This is a genomic window from Herbidospora cretacea, from assembly GCF_001570605.1.
GTDB classification, from domain to species: domain Bacteria; phylum Actinomycetota; class Actinomycetes; order Streptosporangiales; family Streptosporangiaceae; genus Herbidospora; species Herbidospora cretacea.
Window position 1 is genome coordinate 1 of record NZ_BBXG01000031.1, and the last position, 24,803, is coordinate 24,803.

Sequence of the window (24,803 nt, forward strand, 5' to 3'; positions counted from 1 at the left end):
GTTATGGCGGAGGGGAAACACCCGGTTACATTCCGAACCCGGAAGTTAAGCCCTCCAGCGCCGATGGTACTGCACCGGGGACGGTGTGGGAGAGTAGGACACCGCCGGACAATTTTCACGAAAGCCCGACCAGTTTTGGTCGGGCTTTCGTCGTTTCAGGGCAGGTCCACATCACCTGTGAAGACTTGCTAGGCTGGCTTAGCCGGGCCACCCTGACGATGGGTGGCCTTCGTCGCGTCAGAGGATTACGCGACCCATAACAGTGCCCGAACCGCGCACCCGCCTCATAGCCAGAGACGTAGATCCGTACGCGGTGGAGCAACAGAGGATCAAAGTGAACAGAGAAGACGGGCGTGACGGCGCGGGCCGTGGCGAAGAGAGAAACGACCGTCCGGCCGGTGGCCGGGACGGCGACAGGTACGGCCGCGGCGGTGACGACAGACGCGGAGGTGAGAACGACCGGGGCTCCCGCCCCTTCCGCGCGGACAGCCGAGGCGGCTACCGCGACCGCGACGACTCGCGAGGCGGCGGTGGCTTCGGCGGCCGTTACGGCGTGCGCGACTCCCGCCCCCAGCGGCCCTCCGGCGACCGTCCCCAGCGTTCTTACGGCGACCGCGACGACCGTCGCGGCTTCCAGAACCGCGACGACCGCCCCCAGCGCCCCGCCGGCGACCGTGGTGACCGTCCGCAGCGTTCTTACGGTGACCGGGGCGACCGTCCCCAGCGGTCCTTCAACGATCGCGGCGACCGGCCCCAGCGGCCGTTCAACGACCGTGGTGACCGCCCTCAGCGTCCCTACGGTGACCGGGGCGACCGTCCCCAGCGGTCCTTCAACGACCGCGGCGACCGTGGTGACCGCCCCCAGCGTTCTTACGGCGACCGTGGTGACCGCCCTCAGCGGCCGTTCAACGACCGTGGCGACCGGCCCCAGCGGCCGTTCCAGGATCGCGGTGACCGGCCCCAGCGGCCGTTCGGCGACCGTGGCGACCGCCCGCAGCGTCCCTACGGTGACCGGGGCGACCGTCCCCAGCGGTCCTTCAACGACCGCGGCGACCGGCCCCAGCGGCCGTTCAACGACCGCGGTGACCGCCCCCAGCGTCCCTACGGTGACCGGGGCGACCGTCCGCAGCGGCCGTTCCAGGATCGCGGCGACCGGCCTCAGCGTCCCTATGGTGACCGGGGTGACCGCCCGCAGCGGCCTTTCCAGAACCGGGACGACCGGCCGCAGCGTTCTTACGGTGATCGTGACGACCGTCCCCAGAGGTCCTTCAACGACCGGGGTGACCGGCCCCAGCGCTCATACGGTGACCGTGACGACCGGCAGTCCCGGCCGTTCCAGAACCGTGACGACCGGCCCCAGCGTTCCTACGGGGATCGGGATGACCGTCCGCAGCGGTCGTACCAGAACAGGGACGACCGGCCCCAGCGGTCCTTCGGCGATCGCGGTGATCGGCCTCAGCGGTCGTTCGGCGACCGGGACGACCGCCGTGGCGCGCCCAGCCGCGACGACCGGCCCGTCTACGGCGACCGGGACCGTTTCCGCGGCGGGGACCGTCCGCAGCGGTCCTACCAGAACCGCGACGACCGGCCGCAGCGGCCGTTCGGCGACCGTGGTGACCGCCGGCCTTCGGGCGACCGGGACGACCGGCCGCGTCGCAGCTTCCAGGATCGGGACGACCGTCCGCAGCGGTCGTTCGGTGACGACCGGGGCGGCAGCCGTACCCGCTATGGGCGTGAGGAGGAGCCGCGGCGTGAGCGCGAGGTGCTTCCCGAGCTTGAGGCGGACATCACCGCTGACGAGCTCGACAAGGACGCCCGCTCCGAGCTGAAGTCGCTGCCTGGCGATCTGGCCGAGCTGGTCGCCCTGCACCTGGTCGCCGCGACCCGGGCGCTCGCGTCGGAGGAGGTCGAGAAGGCCTACGAGCACGCCAAGGTCGCGCGCCGTTTCGCGGGACGCATCGGCGTCGTCCGGGAGGCGGTGGGCATCGCCGCCTACCACGCGGGACAGTACGCCGAGGCGCTCAGCGACCTGCGCGCCGCCCGGCGGATGACCGGCTCCGAGGCGTTCCTGCCGATCATGGCAGACTGCGAGCGCGGCATGGGCCGGCCTGAGCGCGCGCTCGACCTGGTCAAGTCGAAGGAGGCCGAGAAGCTCGACCGGTCCGGCAAGATCGAACTGGCCATCGTCGAGTCGGGCGCCCGGCGTGACCTGGGCCAGCTCGACGCGGCCGTCGTGACTCTCCAGCGGCTGCCCGAGCTGCGCGACCCGCAGCCGCGCGAGTGGTCGGCGCGCCTGGCCTTCGCCTACGCCGACGCCCTCGCGGCGGCCGGCCACGCGACCGCGGCCACCGACTGGTTCGGCCGCGCCGCCTCGTTCGACGAGGACGGCGAGACCGACGCGGCCGAGCGCTACGCGGAGCTGACCGGCGCGCTGATCGAGGACCTCGAAGAGGACGACCTCGACGACGACGGCTACACCAGCGACCCCGGCGCGGACGTCGCCGACGAGGCCGACCTCGACGACGAGGATGATCTCGACGACGAGGCCGAAGAGGAGGACTCCAGCGCCTCTGCCGCGCCGACCACCGAAGCCGCCAACGACGACGTCGGTGCGCCTGCGGTAGGCGACGCCTCCGACGTCGACGACCTCGACGACGACCTCGACGACGAGGAGGCTGCCGCCCCGGCGAAGGCCGAGGTCGTGACCGACAAGAAGCCGGCTGAGGAGCCCGGTTTCGGGCCGGCGTTCATCGAGCCCGACTACGGCGACGTCCTCGACGGGCCGGCGGGCAAGCCGGAGGACTGATCAGGCCTCCGGGCGGTCGAGCCAGTGCATGATCCCCGCCAGGTTCGGCTCGGTGCCGCTGAGCATCTCGATGTGCTCAGCGGCCTTGTCGCCGGGGGTGGGCCGGGCATACCGGTCACGGGTGCGCTGGTCGACCATCGCCACGGCGTGGTCGAGGTCGAGCTGCTCGCCCCTCGCCTGCTTGGCCAGATCAACCCAGATCAGTAGTTCCTCGGCGGATCGCTCCAGAACCGATCCGACCTCGTCGACCGGGCCGTAGTGGCTGAAAAGCAGCCGCTGCGGCCCGAGCGCTTCGAAGAGGGCGATCGACGCCAGTGCGGTGTCGAGATCGAAGTCCGGCGGCGGCGTGGACGGCCGGACGTCCCCGGTGTCGGGGATGTAGACGCCGGCGGCGTCCCCGACGTACAGATCGCCGGTCAGCGAGTCGAGCAGCCCGACGTGGTGTTTGGCGTGGCCGGGTGAGTAGTGGCTGGCCAGGTGCCGCCCGTTGCCCAGATCGATCACGCCGGTGTCCCCGAGGGCCCGGATCCGGGCCGCGTCGGTCGGCTTCAACATCCCGAAGAGGGTGTCGAGCCGATCAGCCCAGACCATCCGGGCACTGGACATGAGCCGGGACGGATCGGCCAGATGCCGGGCCCCTTTCTCGTGTACGACGATCTCCGCGCTCGGGAACATCTCAGAGATGTCGCCCACTCCACCCGCGTGGTCGAGGTGGATGTGCGTCACGACGACCGTCGCGAGATCGGCGGGCCCCACGCCGAGTGACGCCAGCGCGTCCCGGACGACCGGGGCCGACGTCGACGTCCCCGTCTCCACCAGGCACGGCCGATCACCGAGGATCAGATATCCGGCGGTGATTCCGGCGAATCCGGCCAGCCGAGTGTCGATCTCGTACACGTCTCCGCCGAGCGGGGTCACGTTTTCCACAGGCACCTCCCAGCGAGAACGGGTTCTCACAGAATGGCTTTCTCATAGCCGGGGCAGCAGCATAGTCACCGAGAGTGGTGCCCGAGAGAAGGGGATCACATGTCAGTTGATCAGATGGTGAGCGTCCCGGCCCACCACAACGAGGTCATTCTCGTCGGCCGCCTGTCCAAGGCCGCGGAGTCCCGCCTCCTGCCCAGCGGCGCCGAACTCACCCAATGGAGGCTCGCGGTCCGCCGTCCCGTCCCCGAGAACGCCAAGGGGCGAGCCGACGCGATCGAGTGCGTCACCTACGACCCGCAGGTCCGCGACGCCCTGGCGGGCCTGACGGTCGACGACGTGATCGAGGTCCAGGGCGCTCTGCGCCGCCGCTGGTGGCGAGGCGGCAGCGCCTTCGAGGTGGAGGCCCTGTCGGTCCGCCTGGCCCATCGCGCCGTGGTCGCCGACGCGCCCAGCCCGCGAACTCCTCAAAGCGATCCGGAGGATCCACCCGAGGAACGCCCCTCCTCAGCCGTGGCCTGAGGGTCAGCCCGTGGCGAAGGTTCTGAGGATCAGGCCGGTGGCGGGCTTGGGGCCGAAGGAGGTCGACTTCCGGGGGACCCGTTCGCCTTCCTCGGCGACGGCGAAGACGTCGGAGGCGTCCAGTGGGCGCATCAGGACGGCGGTGCCGTCGGTCTCCCGGGCCAGGGCGGCGGCGCGCGCGTGGTCGTGGTGGACGATCTGGACCTGCTGTTCGTCGTCCTCGATGCCCCAGACCTTGGGGAGGAGGAACTCGTTCAAAACGGCTGTGGCCAGGGAACGCCAGCGCTCCGAGCGGTCGTCCGGCATGGCCAGGCTCAGCTGGAGGGGGTCGGGATCGGTCAGGAGGTGGGCGGGGCCGCCCGCCGTCACGACGTAGGCGGGGTTGTTCGCCGTGGCCAGGGCCGTGAGGGCCTCGTCGAGGCTGGCGTACTCGTGGACCTGCCAGGCGCCCTTGGCGCGGGCGACCGCCTCGCTCACCGGCAGGGCCGGGATGACCCGGTGGATGGCCTTCAGGTCCGGGGGGTAGGCGGTCGAGTCGACCAGGTAGGCGAGGCCGCCGTCCCAGGGGCCGGGTTCGTCGTGTTCGGCCTGGAGCCGTTGGTAGGTGGCGTAGCGGTGGTGGCCGTCGGCGATCATGGCGTGGTGGCCGGCCAGGTCGCCCGCGATCGTGTCCAGGTCGGCGGAGTCGGTGATCGCCCAGAGGCGGTGGCGGGTGCCGTCGTTCGAGGTCAGGTCCAGGAGTGGGGGGCTCGTGGCGGCCACCCGTTCGACCACGGCGGTGGCGGGGCCGCCGCCGGCGTACAGGAGGAAGATGGGTTCGAGGTTGGCCTGGGTGGTGCGCATGAGGGCCAGGCGGTCGGCCACCGGGCCGGGCATCACGTTCTCGTGGGGGAGGACCGCGGCGGAGCCGACCCCGACGGCGCCGATCAGGCCGCGTTGGACGGAGGTGGCGCCGCTCTGTTCGTACACATAGAGAGCCGGTGTCGCGTCGGCGGCCAGGATTCCCGCGTCGAGCCAGGCGGCCAGGGTGTCGCGGGCCTCGGTGTAGTGGCCGGCGCCGGGAAGGATCAGCCGGACCACGTTGTTCGGGTGGGCGTCAGCCAGCCGCCGGGCCTCGGCGGGGGAGATGAGGTCGTACGGCGGGGAGGTCACCGCGCCCAGATCGTCGGACGTGTAGCGCACGCCGCGGAACGGGCGCAGCACCAGTCCCGTCCGTTCAGATCTCTCCATATCGGGCATGCTGCCATAAAGGCCCGGACTCCCCACTGCCGCGGTGCCCGGTTGGAGTCGAAATCGGAAGCAGGAGGCCATCGCGTGACACGGCATGATCAGAATGGAGTGGGCGACACGTCCGGCAGTCCGTCGGGCGACGTATACGAGTGGTACCAACGCGGCATGAAGCTCCTCCAGGAGGGCAGTCCGGCCGCCGCCGCGGCGCTCCTCGAGCGCGCGGCCGGGGCCGAACCCGACTCCCGGAGCATCCGCGAGGGGCTGGCCAGGGCCCAGTTCAACTCCCGGCGGTACGCGGAGGCGGCCACCAGCTTCCGCTGGATCGTGGACGCCAACCCGGCCGAAGACTACGCCTACTACGGTCTCGGTATGGCACTTTGGCGAACCGGCGACATCGAAGGCGCCCAGGAACCCCTGGCCGTCGCTGTCGCGATGCGTCCGGACGAACGAAACTACGTCTCCGCCCTCACCCAGATCCGGGCGACCCTGCGCGCGAGGCGCGCGTGAACCACCTGCTCGACGCGTACGACACCCTGCTCCTCGACCTCGACGGCGTGGTCTACCTGGGACGCCACGCCGTCCCCGGCGCACCCGAAGCGCTGGCCCTGGCCCGGGAGCGGGGCGTGCGCCTGGCCTACGTGACCAACAACGCCTCCCGCACCCCGGCGGCGATCGCCGAACACCTGACCCACCTCGGGGTGCCCGCCGCCCCGGAGGACGTGGTGACCTCCGCGCAGGCGGCCGCCCGGCTGGTGGCCGAACACGTGCCGGCCGGGTCAGCCGTGCTGGTCGTCGGCGGGATGGGGCTGCGGTCGGCCCTGCGCGCCCATGGGCTGCGGCCGGTGACGACCGCGCTGGAGGGGCCGGCGGCGGTCGTCCAGGGGATCTGGGACGGGCTCTCCTACGGTCTGCTCAGCGAAGGAGCCCTGGCCGTTCGCGGCGGGGCGTGGTTCGTGGCGGCCAACCACGACAGCACGATGCCGACCGACCGGGGCGAGATGCCCGGGAACGGGTCGATGCTGAAGGTGATCGTGACCGCCACGGGGGTGACCCCGGTGGTGGCCGGCAAGCCGGAGCCGCCGCTGCACCGGGAGTCGATGATCCGCACCGAGGCCCAGCGGCCTCTGATCGTGGGCGACCGGCTGGACACCGACATCGAGGGGGCCAACCGGGCCGGGGTCGACAGCCTCCTGGTGCTGACCGGGGTCGCCACCCCGCTCGACCTGCTGACCGCCTCACCGGTCCACCGGCCGACCCATGTGTCCGCCGACCTGTCGGGGCTGCACCAGCCCGCCGCTTCGGCGCGGCCCGTCGACGACGGGTGGGAGTGCGGGGGGTGGCGGGCGTCCTGGGACGGCGGACGGCTGCGGCTCTCGGGCGACGGCGATTCGATCGACGCCCTGCGAGCGGCCTGCGCCGCGACGTGGGCCGGTGTGGGGGAGGAGCGAGCCGAGGAGGACGCGGTCAAGCCTGCGCTTCGGGCGCTGGGGTAGGCGGGCGCTTTTCGTAGTGGTGTGTGCGTGCCGCGCCTGGCATCCGTCAGGTGCTGCACGAACGAACCTTCTTGACGTGGCTACACGCGCTTGGCCTTGGCACTGGTCAGGGCCAGACGCGGATTACTTGCTCAGCGGGTTCTGCGTGCCTTTGCCTGCGGTCGGTCAGGTGGTGCCTGAGCTTACGGACTGGCAGGTCGTGCGTGCCTGCGCTTGGGATTGATCAGGTGGTGCATTGGCTACTGACTTGGCGGTCATGTGTGCCTGCGCCCGGGATTGGTCTGGCGGGGCATGGGCTGCTTGCTTGGTGAGTCGCGTGTGTCCGCGCCTGGGATTGGTCAGGTGGGCGCTTGGGTTGCTTGCTTGATGGATCGCGCGTGCCTGCCCTGGCGTTGGTCAGGTGCAGCAGGGGCGACTTTCTTGATGGCCACCCACCTGGGCTTTCTGCTGGTCGTGGATGGGCGCGGCCGGAGGCTGCTCGAGGCGATATTCAGCTTCACTCTCGATGCTTCGGCCTAAGCGGCGCAGAGAATCGGCCGCTCGGCGGTGAGCTTTGCCGGCGCTCTCGGCTTGGCTCGGGGATCTGGGAAATGGGCTGCTCGGTTGAGGTCTCTGCTGGCTGTCGAAACCTCTCTCAGCTCGCTTGTCGGCTGCCGATGGCCATGCCGCATCCCGAACTTCAGGGCAGGGCGCATAGAGAGGCTGCTTGGCGCGAATTGGGGCGCATTGCCGGTCGTGGAATGGCGTGCGGGAGGTGGTGGTCGGTGGCTGACTTTTCTGGCACCGGTCTCGAGTGCTGCCTTCCGGCTGCGGCAGGAAACATGCTCGACAGGTCCCCCGTAGGAGGCCTCTTAGCGTGCTGGAAAGGCTGCTCGCTGGTGCGAGCGGCCATGTTCTCGGCCATAAGTGAGCGGGGCGAGGATGGCTTGGTCGAGAGCGGTACCGGTGACTGGGGATTGGACAGGCGCGGTGGGAAAGGCTGCTCGCCGGGGAAGGCGGGCACGCGATCGGGCTTAACGGGGCGTGGCGGGTTGTCGCGCGGATGGATGTTCCGTGCGACGTTTCTGTGGGGGTTTGACGTCGCGTTCTGTGGTGCTGTGGCGGAGGAGGTAAGGGCTCAGAGGAGGCGGCGGAGGCGGAGGAGGTCGCCCAGGCTCGCGTCGATTTTCACTCTGCCGCTGAATAGGGCGCGGGCCATGTCGAGTTCGCCGTTGACGAGGGCGATGAGGTCCTGGCTGCCCAAGGTGAGTTTCACTTCGGCGGGGCGGCCGTCGGCCGGGGGGATCTCGGTGAAGGGGTCGAGGCCTTCGCGGTGAATGCGGCCGTAGAAGGTGACGTTGAGGTCGGAGATGCGGCATTGGAGCCGGCGCTCGACCACATGTTTGGCGCGGTCCTCGTCGCTGATCTCGTGGAACTGCTCGCCCAATTTGTCCAATGCGGCACGGCATTCTTCGATCGTCGCCATGCGTCCTCCCCCTTAAGCCAGGACCGGTCAAATGCCCATCTACCAACGGACGGTAGCGTTCAACCTGAGTACTACGCGAAATCTGGCACGTGGGGGCGTGTCAGGTGACAAGGGGGTTCGCATGGTGTTCCACACGTTGCGTGGCATCGTACAGATGGCCACGTCCATCACCGAGACGGCGACGAGCAGCGCTCGCGACGCCGTCATCGACCTGCTCGACACGGACTCGTCGCGGTCCGGCAGGAGGCGGCGGTCGTCCAAGGGGATCGGGAAGGTGGTCCGGTCGGGGGCCGACCAGGTGCTCGGGGTCTTCGACCTCGCGCGCAAGGACGAGGTCGACCGGCTCCGGTCGCAGGTCCGCGAGCTGCAGGGGCGTAAGAAACCCGGCAGCCGGGCCAACGGGTCCCGGCCGCGCACGACCACGCGGTCGTCGGCCGCTTCGGCGTCGGCCGGGCGGGGGGTGGCGTCCCGGCTGAGCCGGACGGCGGCCAAGGCCGGGCGGACCATCTCGGCGATGGCCGCCATGGCCGCGTCGGCGACCGCCGACACGACTGCGGCGGCCCAGCGGACGGCCAAGGCGGCCGCTTCGGGCGGCTCGTCGCGTTCGTCGGCTTCCGGGCGGAAGACGGCGGCCCGCTCGGGTGCGGCGCGGAAGGCCGCGACGGCGCGTACCGCCGCTTCGCGTTCCTCGGCCGCTTCGGGGTCGTCGCGGTCGGCTTCGGCGGCGCGGACCGGGACGGCGCGCAAGGCGTCGGCCTCGCGGACGGCCGCGGGCTCGGTGCGGAAGGCGGCCGGGTCCACTCGCAAGGCGTCGGTGTCGCGGACGATGAACGGCCTCTCCGCGACGTCGGCTTCGGCCCGTAAGACGTCGGCGACCGGGCGCTCCGGGGCTTCTGCGGCGGCCCGCAAGACCTCGGCTTCGCGTTCGGCATCGGCCTCGCGTTCGGCGAACGGCCGGGTCGCGGCTTCGGCCGCGGTGCGTAAGGCGTCGGGCTCGCGCTCGGCGGGGGTGCGTTCGTCGATGACCGGTCTCAGCCGCTCGGCGTCGGCCGCCGGTGGTTCGGCGTCCCGCGCGGTGCGCAAGACCTCCGCTTCGCGGTCGGCCGGCTCTGGTTCGACGACGTCGGGGCGCAGGACCTCGGCTTCGCGGTCGGCCACTTCTGGTTCCACGGCGTCGGGTGCGGTGCGCAGGACCTCGGCTTCGCGGTCGGCCACTTCCGGGTCCGCGGCTTCGGGGCGGAAGGCTTCGGCTTCGCGGTCGGCCACGCCGGGTTCCGTGGCTGCGGCCGCGGTGCGCAAGAGCTCGGGTTCCACGGTGTCGGGTGCGGTGCGCAGGACCTCGGCTTCGCGGTCGGCCACTTCCGGGTCGACGGCGGTCGCGCGTAAGGCGGCGGTTTCGCGGAGTGCTGACTCCACGGCCGGGAACCGGATCGCCAAGGCGGAGAAGGCGGCGGCTCGGATCGTGAAGGCGACCGGGTCCGCCCGGGTCGCCAGGGCCGAGAAGATGGCGGCCCGGATGGCGCACGCCGTCGGGACCGCCCGGACGCCCGCCACCGCCGCCGCGCGGATGGCCAAGGCGACCGGGTCGCCCCGGGTCGTCAAGGCCGAGGCCCGGGCCGCCAAGGCGATCGGGGCGGCGTCCCATGCGGGGACCGCCGTCGCGGCCAAGCTGTCGACCGGGCCCGGGAAGAACGGTAAGAAGGCCACGAAGAAGGCGTCGGCCAAGAAGTCGGGCAAGAAGGCCGGTAAGAAGGCGTAGGGACGCCGCGCGAGCGACGGCGTCGGTTCTGTCCGCTACCGTCGAGGCGGCGGAGCGTCTGCGGCCCGAGTTCGGGGCCTTGTATTCGGGTGCCTCGTGAGGCGATTCGGGCAAGGGCCGCGTATCTGACACCGGAGGGGGCGCATGACCGAGACGAACTCGGCCGGCGGTGGGGAAGCCGTCGTGCCGGTGCAGGCCGCTGTGTCCGCGGAAGCCGGTTCGCCGGCGGACGTCATGGCGACCCCGCCCATCAACGTGGTGCCGGCCGTTGCCCCGGCCGGCACCCAACCGCCCGGCATCCCGCCCGGCCTCGATCCCGTGGCGGCCGTCCGCGGCGCCGTCGAACGGCTCGCGGAGGTGCCGGTCGCGGCCCATGTAGAGGTGTACGAGCAGGTGCTCGGCACATTGGAGGAGACCCTTGCCGCTGTGGACGACCGCCCGTGACGTCTAGACCCCCCGCCGACCATCCCCCCAGAGGTCTCCGTTGAGCCAGCGCCGCCGTCTCGACAGCGAGCTGGTGCGGCGCAACCTGGCCCGTTCGCGGGAGCAGGCCGCCCAGCTCATCGAGGCGGGCCGGGTCACCATCGGTGGCCGGCCCGCCTCCAAAGCGGCCACCCAGGTCGACACCGCCGCCCCGATCGTGGTCGCGGAGGCCTCCGACGGGCCCGACTACGTGTCCCGGGGGGCCCACAAGCTCATCGGCGCCCTCGACGTCTTCGCCGACCTCGACGTCACGGGGCGGCGCTGTCTCGACGCGGGCGCCTCGACCGGCGGGTTCACCGACGTGCTGTTGCGGCGGGGCGCGGGCCACGTGCTGGCGGTCGACGTCGGCTACGGGCAGCTCGCCTGGTCGCTGCGGACCGACGAGCGGGTCACGGTCATGGAGCGGGTGAACGTCCGCGACCTCACCCCCGAGATGGTCGGGGAGCCGCCCACGCTCATCGTCGGCGACCTGTCGTTCATCTCGCTGCGGCTGGTGCTGCCGGCGCTGTCGGCGGTCCTGGCCGAGGGCGGTGAGCTGGTCATGCTGGTCAAGCCGCAGTTCGAGGTGGGGAAGGAACGCGTGGGCGCTGGAGGGGTCGTACGCGACCCGGAGCTGAGGGCCGGAGCGGTGCGCGACGCCGCGGCGGCGGCGCAGGGGCTGGGGCTCACGGTCAAGGGCGTGACGGCCAGTCCGCTGCCGGGGCCGTCGGGCAACGTGGAATATCTGATCCGGCTCGGGAAGGGGCCCGGTCACGAGGCGGTCGCCGACGTGGCCGCCGCCGTCGCGCGTGCCGTCGAGGAGGGACCCCGATGAGCGACAGCCGATCGGTCCTGATCACCTGTCACACCGGGCGGGACGCCGCCGTCGAGAGCGCCCGGCTGGTCATCGACCGGCTGCTCAAGGAGGGCCTGAAGGTCCGGGTCCTGGAGGACGAGGCCGAGGAGGTGGCCCGGACGGGGGTGGAGGTCGTCCCGGCCGACGAGCGGGCCGCGTTCGGCGCCGAGATCATCGTCGTGCTCGGCGGCGACGGCACCCTGCTGCGCGCCGCCGAGATCTCCCGGCCCACCGGCGTGCCGCTGCTGGGCGTGAACCTCGGCCACGTCGGGTTCCTCGCCGAGGCCGAGGTCGAGGACCTCCACGTCGTGGTCGACCGGGTGGTCGACGGGCGGTTCGAGGTCGAGGAGCGGATGACCGTCGACGTCACCGTCCGCAACGGCACCATCCTGGCGCGCACGTGGGCGCTCAACGAGGCGTCGGTGGAGAAGCGCGACGGCATGCTCGAGGTGGTGGCGGAGATCGACGGGCATCCGCTGTCCCGCTGGGGCTGCGACGGCGTCATCTGCGCCACGTCGACCGGTTCGACGGCTTACGCGTTCTCGGCCGGAGGTCCCGTCGTGTGGCCGCAGGTCGAGGCGCTGCTGGTGGTCCCCAACAGCGCCCACGCGCTGTTCGCGCGGCCCCTGGTGGTGGCGCCGACCAGCACGATCGCGATCGAACTGCTGTCGACGACCCACGCCGGCGTGCTGTGGTGCGACGGCCGCCGCCGCTTCGACCTGCCGCCGGGTGTGCGGGTCGAGATCCGCAAGGGCACCCATCCCGTACGCCTCGCGCGCATGCTGGGCGTCGACTCCACGGGCGTCCCTTTCACCGACCGGCTGGTCGCCAAGTTCGGCCTTCCGGTCGAGGGCTGGCGCGGCCGGGTCAGGCCCGCGTGACTCGAAAATCTTGGCGAGTTGAGCGTAGGATCGCTTGCGACATTGACGTTGAACGGGAGGGACCAGTGCGACCGAGGGTCGAGGAGGTCCGCATCCGGGGGCTGGGCGTCATCGACGAGGCCGTCCTGGAACTGTCGCCCGGATTCACCGTTGTCACGGGTGAGACGGGCGCCGGCAAGACGATGGTGGTGACCGGTCTCGGCCTGCTGTTCGGCGGCCGGGCCGACCCCGCCCGGGTCCGTCCCGGGTCCGACAAGTGCTCCGTCGAGGGCACTCTCATCGTCGACCCGGGTGGCCGCGCCGCCCAGCAGGTGTTCGACATCGGCGGCGAGGTCGACAACGGCGAGCTCATCATCTCCCGCACCGTCTCCTCCGAGGGGCGGTCGCGGGCGTGGCTCGGCGGGCGCACCGTCCCGGTCGGGACGCTCACGTTCCTGGCCGACGACCTGGTGGCCGTCCACGGGCAGATGGACCAGCAGCGGCTGCTCCAGCCGGGCCGCCAGCGCGCCGCCCTCGACCGCTACGCCGGCGACGAGCTGGTCAAGCCGTTGCGGGCCTACGAGCAGACGTACAAGAGACACAAGCAGGTCGGCGACCTGGTGGCCGAGCTGACCGGCAAGGCGCGCGAGCGGGCGCAGGAGGCCGACGTCCTGCGGTTCGGCCTGGAGGAGATCGAGAAGGTCGCCCCCCGCGCCGGGGAGGACGTCGAGCTGAAGGAGGAGGCCGAGCGCCTCACCCACGCCGACACCCTCCGCTCCGCCGCGACGACCGCCCACACGGCGCTGCTCGGCGATCCGATGTCGGGGCCGGAGGCGGCGCCCGACGCGGTGTCGCTGATCGGTCAGGCCCGGTCGGCGGTCGAGTCGGCCCGCGACTACGACCCCGCGCTGGCCGGTCTGGCCGAACGCCTGGCCGAGGCCGGTTACCTGATCAACGACGTGGCGACCGAGCTGGCCGCCTACGCGGAGTCGGTCGAGGCCGACCCCCAGCGCCTCGGCGTGGTCCACGAACGCCGCGCCCTGCTCAACGGGCTGACCCGTAAATACGGCGTCGACATCGCCGAGGTCCTCGCCTGGGCCCAGCGGGCGGCCGTCCGCGTCGGCGAGCTCGACGGCGACGACGACCGCATCGGCGAGCTGACCCGCGAACACGAGGAGCTGACCGTCCGGCTCGGCGAGCTGGCCGGGGAGCTGACCCGCATCCGCGAGGCCGCCGCCGAACGCTTCGCCGTGGCCGTGACCGAGGAGCTGACCGCCCTGGCGATGCCCCACGCCCGGGTCTCCGTCGTGATCGACTCGACCGGCGGCTTCGGCCCGGCGGGCGTCGACGAGGTCGAGCTGCGCATGGCCCCCCATCCGGCGTCGCCGCCGCTGCCGCTGAACAAGGGCGCGTCGGGCGGCGAGCTGAGCCGCGTCATGCTGGCCATCGAGGTCGTCTTCGCCGGGGCCGACCCGGTGCCCACGTTCGTGTTCGACGAGGTCGACGCGGGCGTCGGCGGCAAGGCGGCGGTGGAGATCGGCCGCCGGCTGGCCAAACTGGCCCGCACCGCCCAGGTCATCGTCGTCACCCACCTGCCCCAGGTGGCCGCCTTCGCCGACCAGCACCTGGTCGTCGAGAAGGACAGCGACGGCAGCGTGGTCCGCAGCGGCGTGGTCGCCCTCGACCGCGAGGCCCGCAAGCGCGAGCTGGCCCGCATGCTGGCCGGCATGGAGGACTCTGAGCTGGGCCGCGCCCACGCGGAGGAACTGCTCGCCACCGCGGCGGCGTCGAAGGCCACCGGCTGACCCTCCGCTCGCGCCCCTGCGAAAGAGGACGCACCTCGGAAGCTTGCCTTCGTCGCGGCGGAGGGGAGAGCGGTCGTCGGCGCCGGATCACCGGGCCGGCGACGGGCGGCGAGCGGGGTCAGGGTGGGCGGAGCCGTAACGGAAGCTGGAAACCGGAACGCGGCCGGGGGATATGAGCGCAGCTCAGCGCGGTGCGATGGTGGGGTCGGCTTAGTCACATATCGGAAAAGAACCAGCGAAACAGGCGAAAGTTGGCCAGGCTGGGAGGACGGCGGGGGCCGGACGGGCGGTTTCGATTGTTTTTCCTCGTCGGGTGACATCGGTTCGTGTTCGGGCAGTGTGGGCATCGCGCCCGGACGAGGCCGTATGGCGACATGGGGGTCGGCGGCATGTGGGCAGGGTGGCGACAAAGCTGGCGGGTGCCGGGGTGTCGGGCCTCCAAGGTCGTCACCTCTGGCAGGATGGTCCCGATGAAGGTCTCGAGCGTCAGGGTTCCAGGCCTCCGCCGCCGGAAGGTCAGTGTCCTTCCCGGGGTGACTGCGACGGCGCGCATCGACCGGCGCACCAAGAGGCTCACCAAGCGCCTTCGCCCAGGGGAAATCGCGATCATCGATCACGTCGACATCGACCGGGTCAGCGCGGAGGCCCTCGTCGCGTGTGGCGTGTCCGTGGTGGTCAACGTGGCCGCGAGCGTCTCCGGCCGCTACCCGAACCTGGGGCCGCAGATCCTGCTCGACGCCGGGGTGACCCTGGTCGACAACGCGACCCCCGAGCTCTTCGAGAAGATCCGCGACGGTGACGTCGTGCGGGTCTCCGACGGCGTCGTCCACGTCGACGAGGAGATCGCCGGCAAGGGCGAGGTGATGACCTCCGAGATGGTCGAGGCCGCGATGACCGAGGCCCGCGCCGGGCTGTCGGTCCAGATCGAGGCGTTCACTGTCAACACGATGGAGTACGTCCGGCGGGAACGCGACCTGCTCATCGACGGCGTCGGCGTCCCCGACATCGTCACCAAGCTCGACGGGCGTCACGCCCTGATCGTGGTCCGCGGATACCACTACAAGGAAGACATCGCCGCCCTGCGGCCCTACATCCGCGAATACCGGCCGGTCATGATCGGCGTCGACGGCGGCGCCGACGCGCTGCTGGAAGCCGGCTACCGGCCCGACATCATCGTCGGCGACTTCGACTCGGTGTCCGACGAGGCGCTGACCGGCGGTGCCGAACTGGTCGTCCACGCCTATCCCGACGGGCGGGCCCCCGGGCTCGACCACGTGCGCAAGCTCGGGCGGGAGGCCGTCGTCTTCCCGGCCGCCGCGACCAGCGAGGACATCGCGATGTTGCTGGCCGACGAGAAGGGCGCGGAGCTGATCGTCGCGGTCGGCACCCACGCCACGCTCGTGGAGTTCCTCGACAAGGGGCGGGCCGGCATGGCCAGCACCTTTCTCACCCGGCTCCGGCTGGGCAGCAAGCTCATCGACGCCAAAGGCGTCAGCAGGCTCTACCGCAGCCGCATCTCCGCGGCGTCGCTGCTGCTCCTGGTCGCCACCACGATCGTCACGATCGGCGTGGTGCTGTTCGTCTCGCCCGTCGGCAAGATCTGGCTCGACGGGGCGCAGGACGTCTGGAACGGCTTCATATTCTGGGTGGTCGGACTCTTCTCGTGATCGATTTTCGCTATCACCTCGTCTCCATCGTGGCGATCTTCCTGGCGCTGACCGTGGGCATCGTGCTCGGCAGCACCGTCCTCCAGGATCCGATCATCGAGACGACGCAGGTGACCGCAGAGACCCTGAAGAAAAACAACGTGACCCTGCAGGCCGAGATGGCCGCGCAGCAGGCCCGCGAAGACGGTAACAACGCCTTCGTCACCGCCGCCACCGCCGAACTGGTCGAGCGTGACCTGGCGGGCGAGCGCGTCGTGGTCGTCGAGGCGCCGGGCGCGCCCACGGCCCTGCGCGACCCGCTGCGCGAGGTGCTGGAGCTGGCGGGCGCGGTCTACACGGGCCGGGTCTCCCTCACCGACGGGTTCCTGGAGCCCGAGCAGGCCGGGGTCGTCGACGGGCTGGCGACCCAGCTCGCCCCGGCGGGCGCGACCTTCCCCGAAGGCGCCACCCCCTACGACAAGGCGGGCACGGTGCTGGCCGCCGCGCTCGTGACGAACATGCGGCCGCAGGCGGGCACCGCCAACCCGGCCACCTCGACCGTGCTGTCGGCCTTCCAGGAGGGCGGCTTCATCGCGGTCAACGGCGAACCGGCCGACCGGGCCACCCTGGCGATCGTGGTGGCGCCGGCCGCGCCCTACGAGGCGGACACGGCCGAGACCATGAACGGGGCGATCGTCTCGGTATCGGGCGCCCTCGACAAGGCCGGTTTCGGTACGGTCATGACCGGCACCACCACCGCGTCGGCCACCGGCGGGGTGATCGCCGCGCTGCTCGACTCGGGCGAGGAGACCTCGCAGGTGTCCAGCGTCGACACGCTCGACCTGCCCTCGGGCCGGATCGTCGTGGTCGACGCGCTCAGGGAGCAGCTCGGCGGGCAGTCGGGCGCCTACGGGATCGGCAGCGGCGCGACCGCGTTCGAGCCGGCCCCGGCGGTGCCCACGATCACGATCACGCCCTCTGTCAGCCCGTCTCCCGTGGCCTCGTCCACGGGCTGACCTCAGGAAGGACCCGCTGTGACTCAGCGTTCCGTGCTCTTCGCCCTGGCGGGGGCGGCGCTCGGCGCGGCCGCCGCGCGGGCGGCCTACACGGCGTTCACCAGGAAGCAGCCCTTCGGCGACGAGAAGACCTGGGCCCGCGTCAACCACCGCGGCGAACCGGTCACGCTGCTCGAAGGCCCCGCGTTCGCGGCGGGCGCGGCGGCGGCGCTGGCGCTCACGCCCGGCCTGCCCGCGAAGACCAGGGCCGCAGGGGTGCTGACCTCCCTCGCCTGCGGCGCGCTCGGCGCCTACGACGACGTGTTCGGCACCAGCGCCTCCAAGGGTTTCAAGGGCCACCTGTCGGCGCTGCGGAAGGGCCAGGTCACCAGCGGCGCGGTGAAGATCCTCGGGATCGGCGCGACCGGCCTCGCCGCCGCCGCGCTGACCCGCCGCGACGTGGTCGACATCGCGATCGACGGCGCGCTGATCGCCGGTTCGGCGAACCTGGCCAACCTGTTCGACCTGCGGCCGGGCCGCGCGATCAAGGTGGGGATGCTCGCCGGGGCGCCGCTGGCGGGATCGCCGCTGGCCGCCGTGCCGCTGGGGGCCGCCGCCGCGCTGCTCCCGGGCGACCTGGCAGAACGCGCGATGCTCGGCGACACCGGCGCCAACGCGCTCGGCGCGCTGCTCGGGCTGGCCGCCGCGCAGAACCTGGGCCGTCCCGGGCGGCTGGCCGTGCTCGGCACCGTCGCGGCGCTCACCGCCGCCTCGGAGAAGGTGTCGTTCACCAAGGTCATCGCGGGCAATCCGGTGCTGAACCGGCTCGACATGCTCGGGCGCCGTCCCGTGCCGCCTCCGGCCGAGGTCATCCGGCCCACCCCTTGACGGCCCGGGGGGTCGCGGGGGCGGCCCTGCTCATCGGCGTCATCACGATCGCGGCGCGCGTCACCGGCTTCGCCAAGCAGCTGGTCTTCGCCAAGACGGTCGGCACCGGCTGCCTGTCGACGGCCTATTTCACCGCCAACTCCGTGCCGAACCTGGTCTTCGAGATCGTCGTCGGGGGCGCGCTGGCGGGCATGGTCGTGCCGGTGCTGGCGGGCGCGGCCGAGCGGGGTGACCGGGAGAGCGCCGGGCGGATCGCCTCGGGGCTGCTGACCTGGGTCGTCGTGCTGCTGGTCCCGCTGAGCGCGCTGGCCGCGCTGCTCGCGGGCCCGATCATGTGGGTGTTCGTGCCGGAGACGGTCAAGGACTGCGACGCCGGTGACGTCGTGGTGCTCGCCGCCCACATGCTCGTCGTCTTCGCGCCCCAGATTCTTCTGTACGGTCTGGCGGTCGTCCTCTACGGCGTCCTGCAGGCCCACCGGAGGTTCGCCGGGCCCGCGCTGGCCCCGCTCGTGTCGAGCGTCGTGGTCATCGTGGCCTACCTGGCGTTCGTCCCGCTGGGCGGCACGGCCGAGATCGCCGGGCTGCCCCGCACGGCCGAACTCGTGCTGAGCGTGGGCACCACGCTGGGCGTGCTGTCGCTGGTGCTCACCGTGCTGTGGCCGGTGGCGCGGCTGGGCCTGCGCTGGCGGCCGACGCTGCGCTTCCCGCCGGGCGTCGCCCCCCAGGTCAGGCGGCTGGCGGCGGCCGGGCTGAGCGCGCTGCTGGCCCAGCAGGTGGCGATGGCGGTGGTGATCCGGCTGGCCAACGAGGGCGGCGCGGGCCGCCTGGCCGCCTACAACTACGCGTGGGCGATCTACCTGGTCCCCTACGCCGTCCTCGCGGTCCCGATCGCCACCAGCGCCTTCCCGGTGCTGTCGGCCCGGTTCGAAGGCGGCGACCACGAGGGCTTCGCGGCGCTGGCCGCCCGGACCACCCGGGCGGTGGTCCTCATCTCGGGCCTGGCGGCGGGCGCGCTCGTCGCGGTCGCCGCGCCGGTCGCCGAGGTGTTCCTGATGACCAAGTCCAAGGTCCCGCCCGGCCAGCTCGCCCTCGGCATCGCCCTGTTCGCCCCCGGCCTGATCGGCTACGGCCTGATGGCCCACCTGTCCCGCGTCCTGTACGCCGGCGGCCACGGCCGCCCCGCCGCCCGCGACCAGGTCGTCGGCTGGATCGTGGTGATCGTCGCCCAGGTCCTGCTCGTGCTCGCGCTGCCCGGCGACTGGGCGGTCGGCGCCCTCGGGCTGGGCAGCACGATCGGCATGACCACGGCGGGGGTGCTGCTGCTGCTGGCCGTCCGCCGCGCCTACGGCCCCCTCGACGGGCTGACCCGGGCCGCCCTGGCGGCGGTGGCCGGGGGCGTGACGGGGGCGGCGGCCGGTTCGGCCGTCGTCTGGCTGCTCGGCACGCCGGGCCTGTGGCCGAGTGTGCTGGTGGCGGGCCTGGCCGGGATCGTGGCGGCCGGGTTCGGCGGGGCGGTCGCGGCGGCGATCGATCGGGACGACCTCAGGGAAGTGATCAGAAGGTGAAGATCGTGCTGACCCTCGGCACCAGCGCCGGGGGAGTGGGCCGTCACGTCCGCACCCTCGCCGACGGGTTCGCCGCCCGGGGTCACGAGGTCGTGGTCGCCGGTCCGGCCGAAACCCTGACGAGATTCGGGTTCACCGGGACCGTGGTGGAGATCCCCGTCTCCGACCGCCCACACCCGGTCAACGACGCCCGGACCGTCGCGATCCTGCGGAGGATCGAGGCCGACGTCGTGCATGCCCACGGCCTGCGCGCCGGCGCCCTGGCCGCCCTGGCCGGGCCGCGGCGGCTGGTCGTCACGCTGCACAACGCCGTCACCGCGCGCGGGGCGGTCGGCGCGGTCTACGCGGCCCTCGAACGGATCGTGGCCCGGCGGGCCGACGCGGTCCTGGTCGTCTCGCCCGACCTGGGCGACCGCATGGCCGCGCTCGGCGCCGGGAACGTCGCCGCCGCCGTGGTGCCCGCGCCCCCGCTGGACGACCTGCCCGCCACGACCGAGTTCGCCGGGAGACGGGTGATGCTGACCGTGGCTCGGCTGGCCCAGCAGAAGGGGCTGGAGGTGCTGCTGGACGCCGCGGCGGGGCCGTACCCGCCGGATGTGCTGTTCGCCCTGGCCGGGGAGGGACCGCTGCGCGGCGCGCTCCAGGAGCGGATCACCCGCGAGAACCTGCCGGTCACCCTGCTCGGCCACCGGGCCGACGTGGCGGCGCTGCTCAGGGCGGCGACCGCGCTGGTCGTGCCGAGCCGGTGGGAGGGCCAGCCGCTCAGCGTGCAGGAGGCGCTGCGGGCGGGGGTGCCCGTGGTGGCCTTCGCCGTGGGCGGGGTCCCGCCGATGGTCGGCGAGGCCGGGCTGCTGCTGCCGCCCGGCGACGCCGGGGCGCTGCGGTCGGCGCTGCTGCGGCTGCTCGGCGACGAGCGGCTGGCCGGCGACCTGTCCGCCGCCGCACGGGCGCGGGGCGCGGCCCTGCCGGGCGACGACGACGCGGTCGAGGCCGCGTTGAAGTCCTACGCCTGATCGAGGAATCACCCGGCCTTGTTCCGGGTTGAGAGGAATAATTCGCACAAGAAACCTGGGTCCGGGGTTCAGACAGCCCCCTTACAGGTCTCTATACTTGTCGCGTTGGGGGGGAGTATCCCTTCGCGACGGTCCCGTCATCACGGTGCGTAGCACCCGGGGCCGTCGGTCCGTGTCTGGAGGATTTCCAGGGGCGGGAGAGACCTCCGGCAGTGTGTTTTGTCGCGCGCGCCGGAGGGATTCAAGAGAGTGGACATTCCCGTGTGGGGTTGGGCTGCCGTCATCATCGGCCTGCTCGTGGTCATCGCCATCGACCTGTGGGTCGTCGACCGTGGAGAGCCCAAGGAGTTCTCCATCCGTCAGGCGGGCTTCTGGGTCGGGCTCTACGTCGCGATCGCCGTGCTGTTCGGCATCGGCCTGCTGATCTTCGCGGGTCCGCAGCAGTCGGGTGAGTTCTTCGCGGGTTACATCACCGAATACAGCCTGAGCATCGACAACCTGTTCGTGTTCTACATCATCATGTCGAGATTCGCGGTGCCGAAGGCCTACCAGCACAAGGTGCTGACGATCGGCATCCTGATAGCGCTCGTCATGCGCGGCTTCTTCATCGTCGTCGGCGCCGCCGCCCTCAACTCCTTCCACTGGCTCTTCTACGTGTTCGGCGCGATCCTCCTCTACACCGCGTACACGATGATCCGCGACCACAACAAGAGCGAAGAGGACTTCGACGAGAACATCCTGCTGCGCTACGCGCGGCGGGCCTTCCCCACCACCCCCGACTACGTCGGCTCCAAGATGGTCGTCCGGGTCGACGGCAAGAAGATGGTCACCCCGATGCTGATCGTCATGATCGCCATCGGCTCGACCGACCTGCTGTTCGCCCTCGACTCGATCCCCGCGATCTTCGGCCTCACCACCGACGCGTTCATCGTCTTCACCGCCAACGCCTTCGCCCTGATGGGTCTGCGGCAGCTCTACTTCCTGCTCGGCGGTCTGCTCCAGCGGCTGGTCTACCTCAGCTACGGCCTGGCCTTCATCCTCGCCTTCATCGGCGTGAAGCTGATCCTCGAGGCCATGCACGACGTCGTCGAGTGGGCGCCGAAGATCCCCATCCAGGTCTCCCTGGGCGTCATCATCGGAACCATGCTGGTCACGACGGTCGCGAGCATCATGAAGTCGCGCCGCACCGTGGCCGCCGCGAAGGACGCCGCGCCCGAGCAGGCCGACCGGCACTAGCCTCAGACCCCCGGGGTCACGCGCTTGACGCGAAAGAGGACGGTTAGGGACTGTGGCATCGGTAACATAACTGCCTAAGTCGCAAATCCGTCCTCTAGTCGCAAAAGAGTACAAAGGCTCCTAGTGTCGAACGAAATAGAAAGTCCTCGCCCTCGCGTCAGGCTCGCCCGCGGTGTCTCGCCGTGGCTCGCCCCGACAGCGGCCGCGGCGGCCGTCACCGCGGCCCTGACCGCTCGGTCCCCCAAATGGGCCCTCGCGGCGGTGCCGCTGACGGCCCTCACGGGCGGGATGCTCTGGTTCTTCCGCGATCCTGACCGCTCGCCCGGCGTCGGACGGCTGCTCTCGCCGGCCGACGGCGTCGTCCAGAGCGTCGACCCCTGGGACGACGGCCGGACCCGCGTCGCGATCTTCATGAGCCCGCTCAACGTGCACGTCAACCGCGCCCCCGTCGCCGGGACCGTCGTCTCGGTGGAACACGTGGCCGGTGGGTTCGTGCCCGCGTTCAACAAGGACAGCGACAAGAACGAGCGGGTGGTGTGGCGCTTCGACACCGCGCTCGGCGACATCGAGATGGTCCAGATCGCCGGGGCCGTCGCGCGCCGCATCGTGCCCTATCTGCAGGCGGGCGCGAAGGTCGCCCAGGGTGACCGGGTCGGGCTGATCCGGCTCGGGTCCCGGGTCGACCTCTATCTGCCGGAGGGCGTCGAGCCCGCCGTGACCGTCGGCGACCGAACTGTGGCTGGGGTGACCCGCATTGACCGCGCCTGACCTCAGGGCCGGAAGCTGGTCCGTCGAGGAAGAGGACGAACCCATGGGGCCGGTCGGCAAGGCGTTCCGCCTGTCGGCCGCCGATCTGCTCTCCCTCGGCAACGCGCTGTCGGGGTTCCTGTCGGTCGTCGTGCTGGCGTACAGCGCGATCGACCAGCTCAAGAGGACCGGTGGCAGCTTCGAGCCCGACCCCCGGTTCTTCGGCACCGCCGTCGTGCTGCTGCTCGTCGGGGCGACCTGTGACCTGTTCGACGGGCTGGTCGCCCGCAGGTTCCGGGCCTCGGCGATGGGCGCCGAGCTCGACAACCTGGCCGACGTGATCAGCTTCGGCTTCGCGCCGGCGTTCATGATCGTGATCTGGGGTGGTTTCGACGCCCCGCTGCCCCTGTGGCTCGTGCTGGCCGCCGCCGCGTCGGTGCTGCTCGCGGGCGTGACCCGGCTCGCCAGGTTCGCCTGCGTGAAGACCAAGAGCGGCGACTTCATGGGGCTGCCGATCCCCATGGGCGCGATGACGATCGTGTCGATCGTGCTGCTGTTCCAGCCGACGATCTGGACGATCCTCGGCATCTTCGCAACGTCCTACCTGATGATCAGCCGGATCGAGTATCCCAAGCCCAAGGGCAACCTGGCCGCGCTCGTGCTGGGCTGGATGATGATCAACGTGGCCTGCCTCACGATCTGGGCCGCCGGGCTGCCCGGTGGCGACCAGCTGATCCAGGTCGGCGCCATCATGCAGATCGCGATCGTGTCGGCGATCCCGCTGCGGGTGCTGATGTTCAAGCGGGCCAAGCGCAAGGAGCGCCGCGCCGCGTCCTGACCCCGCGGCTTTCCGGGGCGGACCCGTCGTTGTCTAATGGCCGTATGGCGACCGCCCCGCGTGAGCTGACCCGTTCCTACTTCCTCGGCAAGCTGGCGCGCGAACTCGAACAGCGCGGCTTCGCCGTCGACCTGCGACCGGCCCCGCCGTCGCTGAAGGTGAGCGCCCCGGAGGCCGCCCTGCTCAACGAGACCGTCGACTGCGTCTCGCTGGAGGGCGGCTGGTTCTACCGGTGGTCGTGGGGCGAGGTCGTGGAGAGCGCCGACGACCCCGACGCCGCCGCGACCCTGATCGCCAAGGTGCTGGGGGCCCGCTGACCTACCAGCCCCGGGCCTTCCACTCGGGCAGGGCGGGGCGCTCGGCGCCGAGCGTGGTGTCCTTCCCGTGGCCGGGGTAGACCCAGGTCTCGTCGCCGAACCGGTCGAAGACCCGCTCCACCACGTCGGTGTAGAGCTGGGTGAACCGCTCCGGGTCCTTCCAGGTGTTGCCGACGCCGCCGGGGAACAGCGAGTCGCCCGTGAAGACGTGCCCCGGATAGTAGAGCGCGATCGAGCCCGGCGTGTGGCCGCGCAGGTGGATCACCTCCAGGTCGGTCACGCCGACGGTCACCCGGTCGCCGTGGTCGACCGGCCGGGCCGGGACCGGCAGCGCCCCGGCGTCGTCGCGGCCCGCCACCACGGTCGCGCCGGTCGCCTTCGCCACCTCCTCCAGGGCGCCCCAGTGGTCGCCGTGCTGGTGGGTGGTCACGATCACGCTGATGGGGTGCCTGCCGATCAGCTCCAGGATCCGCTCGGGCTCGGCGGCGGCGTCGATCAGCATGCCGTCGCCGGTCTCGCGGCAGCGGATCAGATAGGCGTTGTTGCCGAAGTCGCCGACCTCCATCTTCGCGATGGTGATCTTCTCCAGCTCCCGGACGTCGGCCGGGCCGCCCTTGGACACGTCTCCCGTATAGGTCATGGGATCACGCTAGGCCGTCGGGGGCGCTGCGGACCATCCAGGCCGGGGGCTCCGGGAAACCCTCCGGCCGGTGACGGCCGGTCATCCAGGCGGTCAGCTCGCGCCTGGTGGCCTGGAGGTGCGGGCCGTCGGTCCCGATGAGGGTCTCACCGGTGTCGGTCGCGGTCAGTTTCCCGTACGTCGGCTCGTCGCTCAGCAAAGGGGAGTCCCGCCACTCCCACTCGACGTAGCGGTCGGGCCAGTCGCGCCAGGTGTAGCCGGCGCCGAGGTCGCCGTGGTGGATCTCCACCTCGCGCAGGCGGCGCATGACCACGTACCAGGCGGGATGCTCGGGCGGGCGGGTGCCGCTGATCAAGAAGGACCACCGGTCGGCGGGGAGCGAGTCCATGGCCTCGGCGAAGCGGGCGGTGCTCGCCTCCAGATCGGCGAGCTGCTCCGCGGCGGGGCGGCCGCAGCCCTGGCGGATGCCCTCGTCGCGCTCGGCCGCGTCGCGGTACTGGGGGGTGACGACCCCCGTCCGGGCCCAGGTCAGGAGGTTCACCAGGGAGTCGGCGTTGCGGGAGACGTGGGTGGTCACGTGGCCGCGCGTCCAGCCCTCGAGGGCCGAGGGGGCGCGCATCTCCTCGTCGGACAGGGCCGCGACCGTGGCGATCAGGCGGGCGTCGGCGGCGGCGAGTTCCGCCCTGTAGTCGTCAAGAAGGGACATGGGCCCATCCTGGTCCACGTACTCTGAAAG

General features: G+C 71.6%; 24 protein-coding genes and 1 rRNA gene. 19 read left to right on the top strand and 6 right to left on the bottom strand.

The window, feature by feature from the left end; all coding sequences use genetic code 11:
- Both rrf and AW270_RS41665 read left to right on the top strand, forming a co-directional pair.
- A 5S ribosomal RNA gene (gene rrf / locus AW270_RS36085) occupies positions 1-110 on the top strand; the annotation flags it as partial.
- Positions 111-334: 224 nt separating this feature from the next.
- Complete coding sequence (locus AW270_RS41665; RefSeq protein ID WP_245675024.1) at positions 335-2,806, top strand: hypothetical protein; 2,472 nt, start codon at positions 335-337, stop codon at positions 2,804-2,806.
- Here AW270_RS41665 and AW270_RS36095 read toward each other — a convergent pair whose 3' ends face one another.
- Positions 2,807-3,733, bottom strand: coding sequence for an MBL fold metallo-hydrolase (locus tag AW270_RS36095; RefSeq protein WP_061300644.1), 927 nt, complete (start codon positions 3,731-3,733; stop codon positions 2,807-2,809).
- A gap of 99 nt (positions 3,734-3,832) precedes the next feature.
- On the opposite strand from AW270_RS36095, the gene AW270_RS36100 reads away from it, so the two are divergent.
- Complete coding sequence (locus AW270_RS36100) at positions 3,833-4,252, top strand: single-stranded DNA-binding protein (RefSeq protein ID WP_082802122.1); 420 nt, start codon at positions 3,833-3,835, stop codon at positions 4,250-4,252.
- Positions 4,253-4,255: 3 nt separating this feature from the next.
- Here AW270_RS36100 and AW270_RS36105 read toward each other — a convergent pair whose 3' ends face one another.
- Positions 4,256-5,482 carry a DUF1015 family protein gene (locus tag AW270_RS36105; RefSeq protein WP_245675021.1) on the bottom strand — a complete coding sequence of 409 codons (1,227 nt, stop codon included), beginning with the start codon at positions 5,480-5,482 and terminating at the stop codon, positions 4,256-4,258.
- Positions 5,483-5,647: 165 nt separating this feature from the next.
- Between AW270_RS36105 and AW270_RS36110 the strand changes: the two genes are divergently transcribed.
- Together AW270_RS36110 and AW270_RS36115 are read left to right on the top strand one after the other, a co-directional pair.
- Positions 5,648-5,989 carry a tetratricopeptide repeat protein gene (locus AW270_RS36110; RefSeq protein ID WP_157523151.1) on the top strand — a complete coding sequence of 114 codons (342 nt, stop codon included), beginning with the start codon at positions 5,648-5,650 and terminating at the stop codon, positions 5,987-5,989.
- Positions 5,986-6,975, top strand: a complete 990-nt coding sequence (locus AW270_RS36115; protein ID WP_061300648.1) for an HAD-IIA family hydrolase — start codon at positions 5,986-5,988, stop codon at positions 6,973-6,975. Before AW270_RS36110 ends, AW270_RS36115 begins: the two co-directional genes overlap by 4 nt.
- A gap of 1,117 nt (positions 6,976-8,092) precedes the next feature.
- Here the strand turns inward: AW270_RS36115 and AW270_RS36120 are convergent.
- Together AW270_RS36120 and AW270_RS36125 are read right to left on the bottom strand one after the other, a co-directional pair.
- A complete protein-coding gene (locus tag AW270_RS36120; RefSeq protein WP_061300649.1) occupies positions 8,093-8,440 on the bottom strand; it encodes an SCP2 sterol-binding domain-containing protein in 348 nt (115 codons plus the stop codon).
- 39 nt (positions 8,441-8,479) lie between these two features.
- Positions 8,480-9,856 carry a hypothetical protein gene (locus AW270_RS36125; RefSeq protein WP_157523154.1) on the bottom strand — a complete coding sequence of 459 codons (1,377 nt, stop codon included), beginning with the start codon at positions 9,854-9,856 and terminating at the stop codon, positions 8,480-8,482.
- A 46-nt stretch (positions 9,857-9,902) separates the two neighbouring features.
- Between AW270_RS36125 and AW270_RS39315 the strand changes: the two genes are divergently transcribed.
- The 14 genes from AW270_RS39315 (at position 9,903) to AW270_RS36195 (ending at position 23,427) form a co-directional block, all read left to right on the top strand.
- Positions 9,903-10,199, top strand: coding sequence for a hypothetical protein (locus AW270_RS39315; protein ID WP_157523157.1), 297 nt, complete (start codon positions 9,903-9,905; stop codon positions 10,197-10,199).
- Between the two features lie 144 nt (positions 10,200-10,343).
- Positions 10,344-10,643, top strand: coding sequence for a hypothetical protein (locus AW270_RS36135; RefSeq protein WP_061300652.1), 300 nt, complete (start codon positions 10,344-10,346; stop codon positions 10,641-10,643).
- Positions 10,644-10,683: 40 nt separating this feature from the next.
- Positions 10,684-11,496 (top strand): TlyA family RNA methyltransferase, encoded by an 813-nt coding sequence (locus AW270_RS36140; protein ID WP_061300653.1) that lies wholly within the window; start codon positions 10,684-10,686, stop codon positions 11,494-11,496.
- Positions 11,493-12,398: an NAD kinase gene (locus AW270_RS36145; RefSeq protein WP_061300654.1), complete on the top strand. Its 906-nt coding sequence runs from the start codon at positions 11,493-11,495 to the stop codon at positions 12,396-12,398. Before AW270_RS36140 ends, AW270_RS36145 begins: the two co-directional genes overlap by 4 nt.
- A 65-nt stretch (positions 12,399-12,463) precedes the next feature.
- Positions 12,464-14,182: a DNA repair protein RecN gene (recN, locus tag AW270_RS36150; RefSeq protein ID WP_061300655.1), complete on the top strand. Its 1,719-nt coding sequence runs from the start codon at positions 12,464-12,466 to the stop codon at positions 14,180-14,182.
- Positions 14,183-14,643: 461 nt separating this feature from the next.
- On the top strand, positions 14,644-15,849 hold the full coding sequence (gene steA, locus AW270_RS36155; protein WP_439649106.1) for a putative cytokinetic ring protein SteA: 1,206 nt from the start codon (positions 14,644-14,646) through the stop codon (positions 15,847-15,849).
- Positions 15,846-16,844, top strand: a complete 999-nt coding sequence (locus AW270_RS36160; protein ID WP_061300657.1) for a copper transporter — start codon at positions 15,846-15,848, stop codon at positions 16,842-16,844. The genes steA and AW270_RS36160 overlap by 4 nt, the downstream gene beginning before the upstream one ends.
- 18 nt (positions 16,845-16,862) lie before the next feature.
- Positions 16,863-17,711 (top strand): hypothetical protein, encoded by an 849-nt coding sequence (locus tag AW270_RS36165; RefSeq protein WP_061300658.1) that lies wholly within the window; start codon positions 16,863-16,865, stop codon positions 17,709-17,711.
- Positions 17,708-19,276, top strand: a complete 1,569-nt coding sequence (murJ, locus tag AW270_RS36170) for a murein biosynthesis integral membrane protein MurJ (RefSeq protein ID WP_061300659.1) — start codon at positions 17,708-17,710, stop codon at positions 19,274-19,276. The genes AW270_RS36165 and murJ overlap by 4 nt, the downstream gene beginning before the upstream one ends.
- Positions 19,273-20,289, top strand: a complete 1,017-nt coding sequence (locus AW270_RS36175; protein WP_061300660.1) for a glycosyltransferase family 4 protein — start codon at positions 19,273-19,275, stop codon at positions 20,287-20,289. Before murJ ends, AW270_RS36175 begins: the two co-directional genes overlap by 4 nt.
- 249 nt (positions 20,290-20,538) lie before the next feature.
- Positions 20,539-21,525: a TerC family protein gene (locus AW270_RS36180; protein WP_061300661.1), complete on the top strand. Its 987-nt coding sequence runs from the start codon at positions 20,539-20,541 to the stop codon at positions 21,523-21,525.
- 123 nt (positions 21,526-21,648) lie between these two features.
- A complete protein-coding gene (locus tag AW270_RS36185; protein WP_082802124.1) occupies positions 21,649-22,293 on the top strand; it encodes a phosphatidylserine decarboxylase in 645 nt (214 codons plus the stop codon).
- Positions 22,280-23,110: a CDP-diacylglycerol--serine O-phosphatidyltransferase gene (gene pssA / locus AW270_RS36190; RefSeq protein ID WP_061300662.1), complete on the top strand. Its 831-nt coding sequence runs from the start codon at positions 22,280-22,282 to the stop codon at positions 23,108-23,110. Before AW270_RS36185 ends, pssA begins: the two co-directional genes overlap by 14 nt.
- Positions 23,111-23,154: 44 nt before the next feature.
- The gene (locus AW270_RS36195; protein ID WP_061300663.1) at positions 23,155-23,427 is read left to right on the top strand and encodes a hypothetical protein; all 273 of its coding nucleotides are present in this window, start codon (positions 23,155-23,157) and stop codon (positions 23,425-23,427) included.
- A 1-nt stretch (position 23,428) separates the two neighbouring features.
- Here AW270_RS36195 and AW270_RS36200 read toward each other — a convergent pair whose 3' ends face one another.
- A complete protein-coding gene (locus tag AW270_RS36200; RefSeq protein WP_061300664.1) occupies positions 23,429-24,067 on the bottom strand; it encodes an MBL fold metallo-hydrolase in 639 nt (212 codons plus the stop codon).
- Positions 24,068-24,071: 4 nt separating this feature from the next.
- A complete protein-coding gene (locus tag AW270_RS36205) occupies positions 24,072-24,773 on the bottom strand; it encodes a maleylpyruvate isomerase N-terminal domain-containing protein (RefSeq protein WP_061300665.1) in 702 nt (233 codons plus the stop codon).
- Positions 24,774-24,803 lie beyond the last annotated feature (30 nt).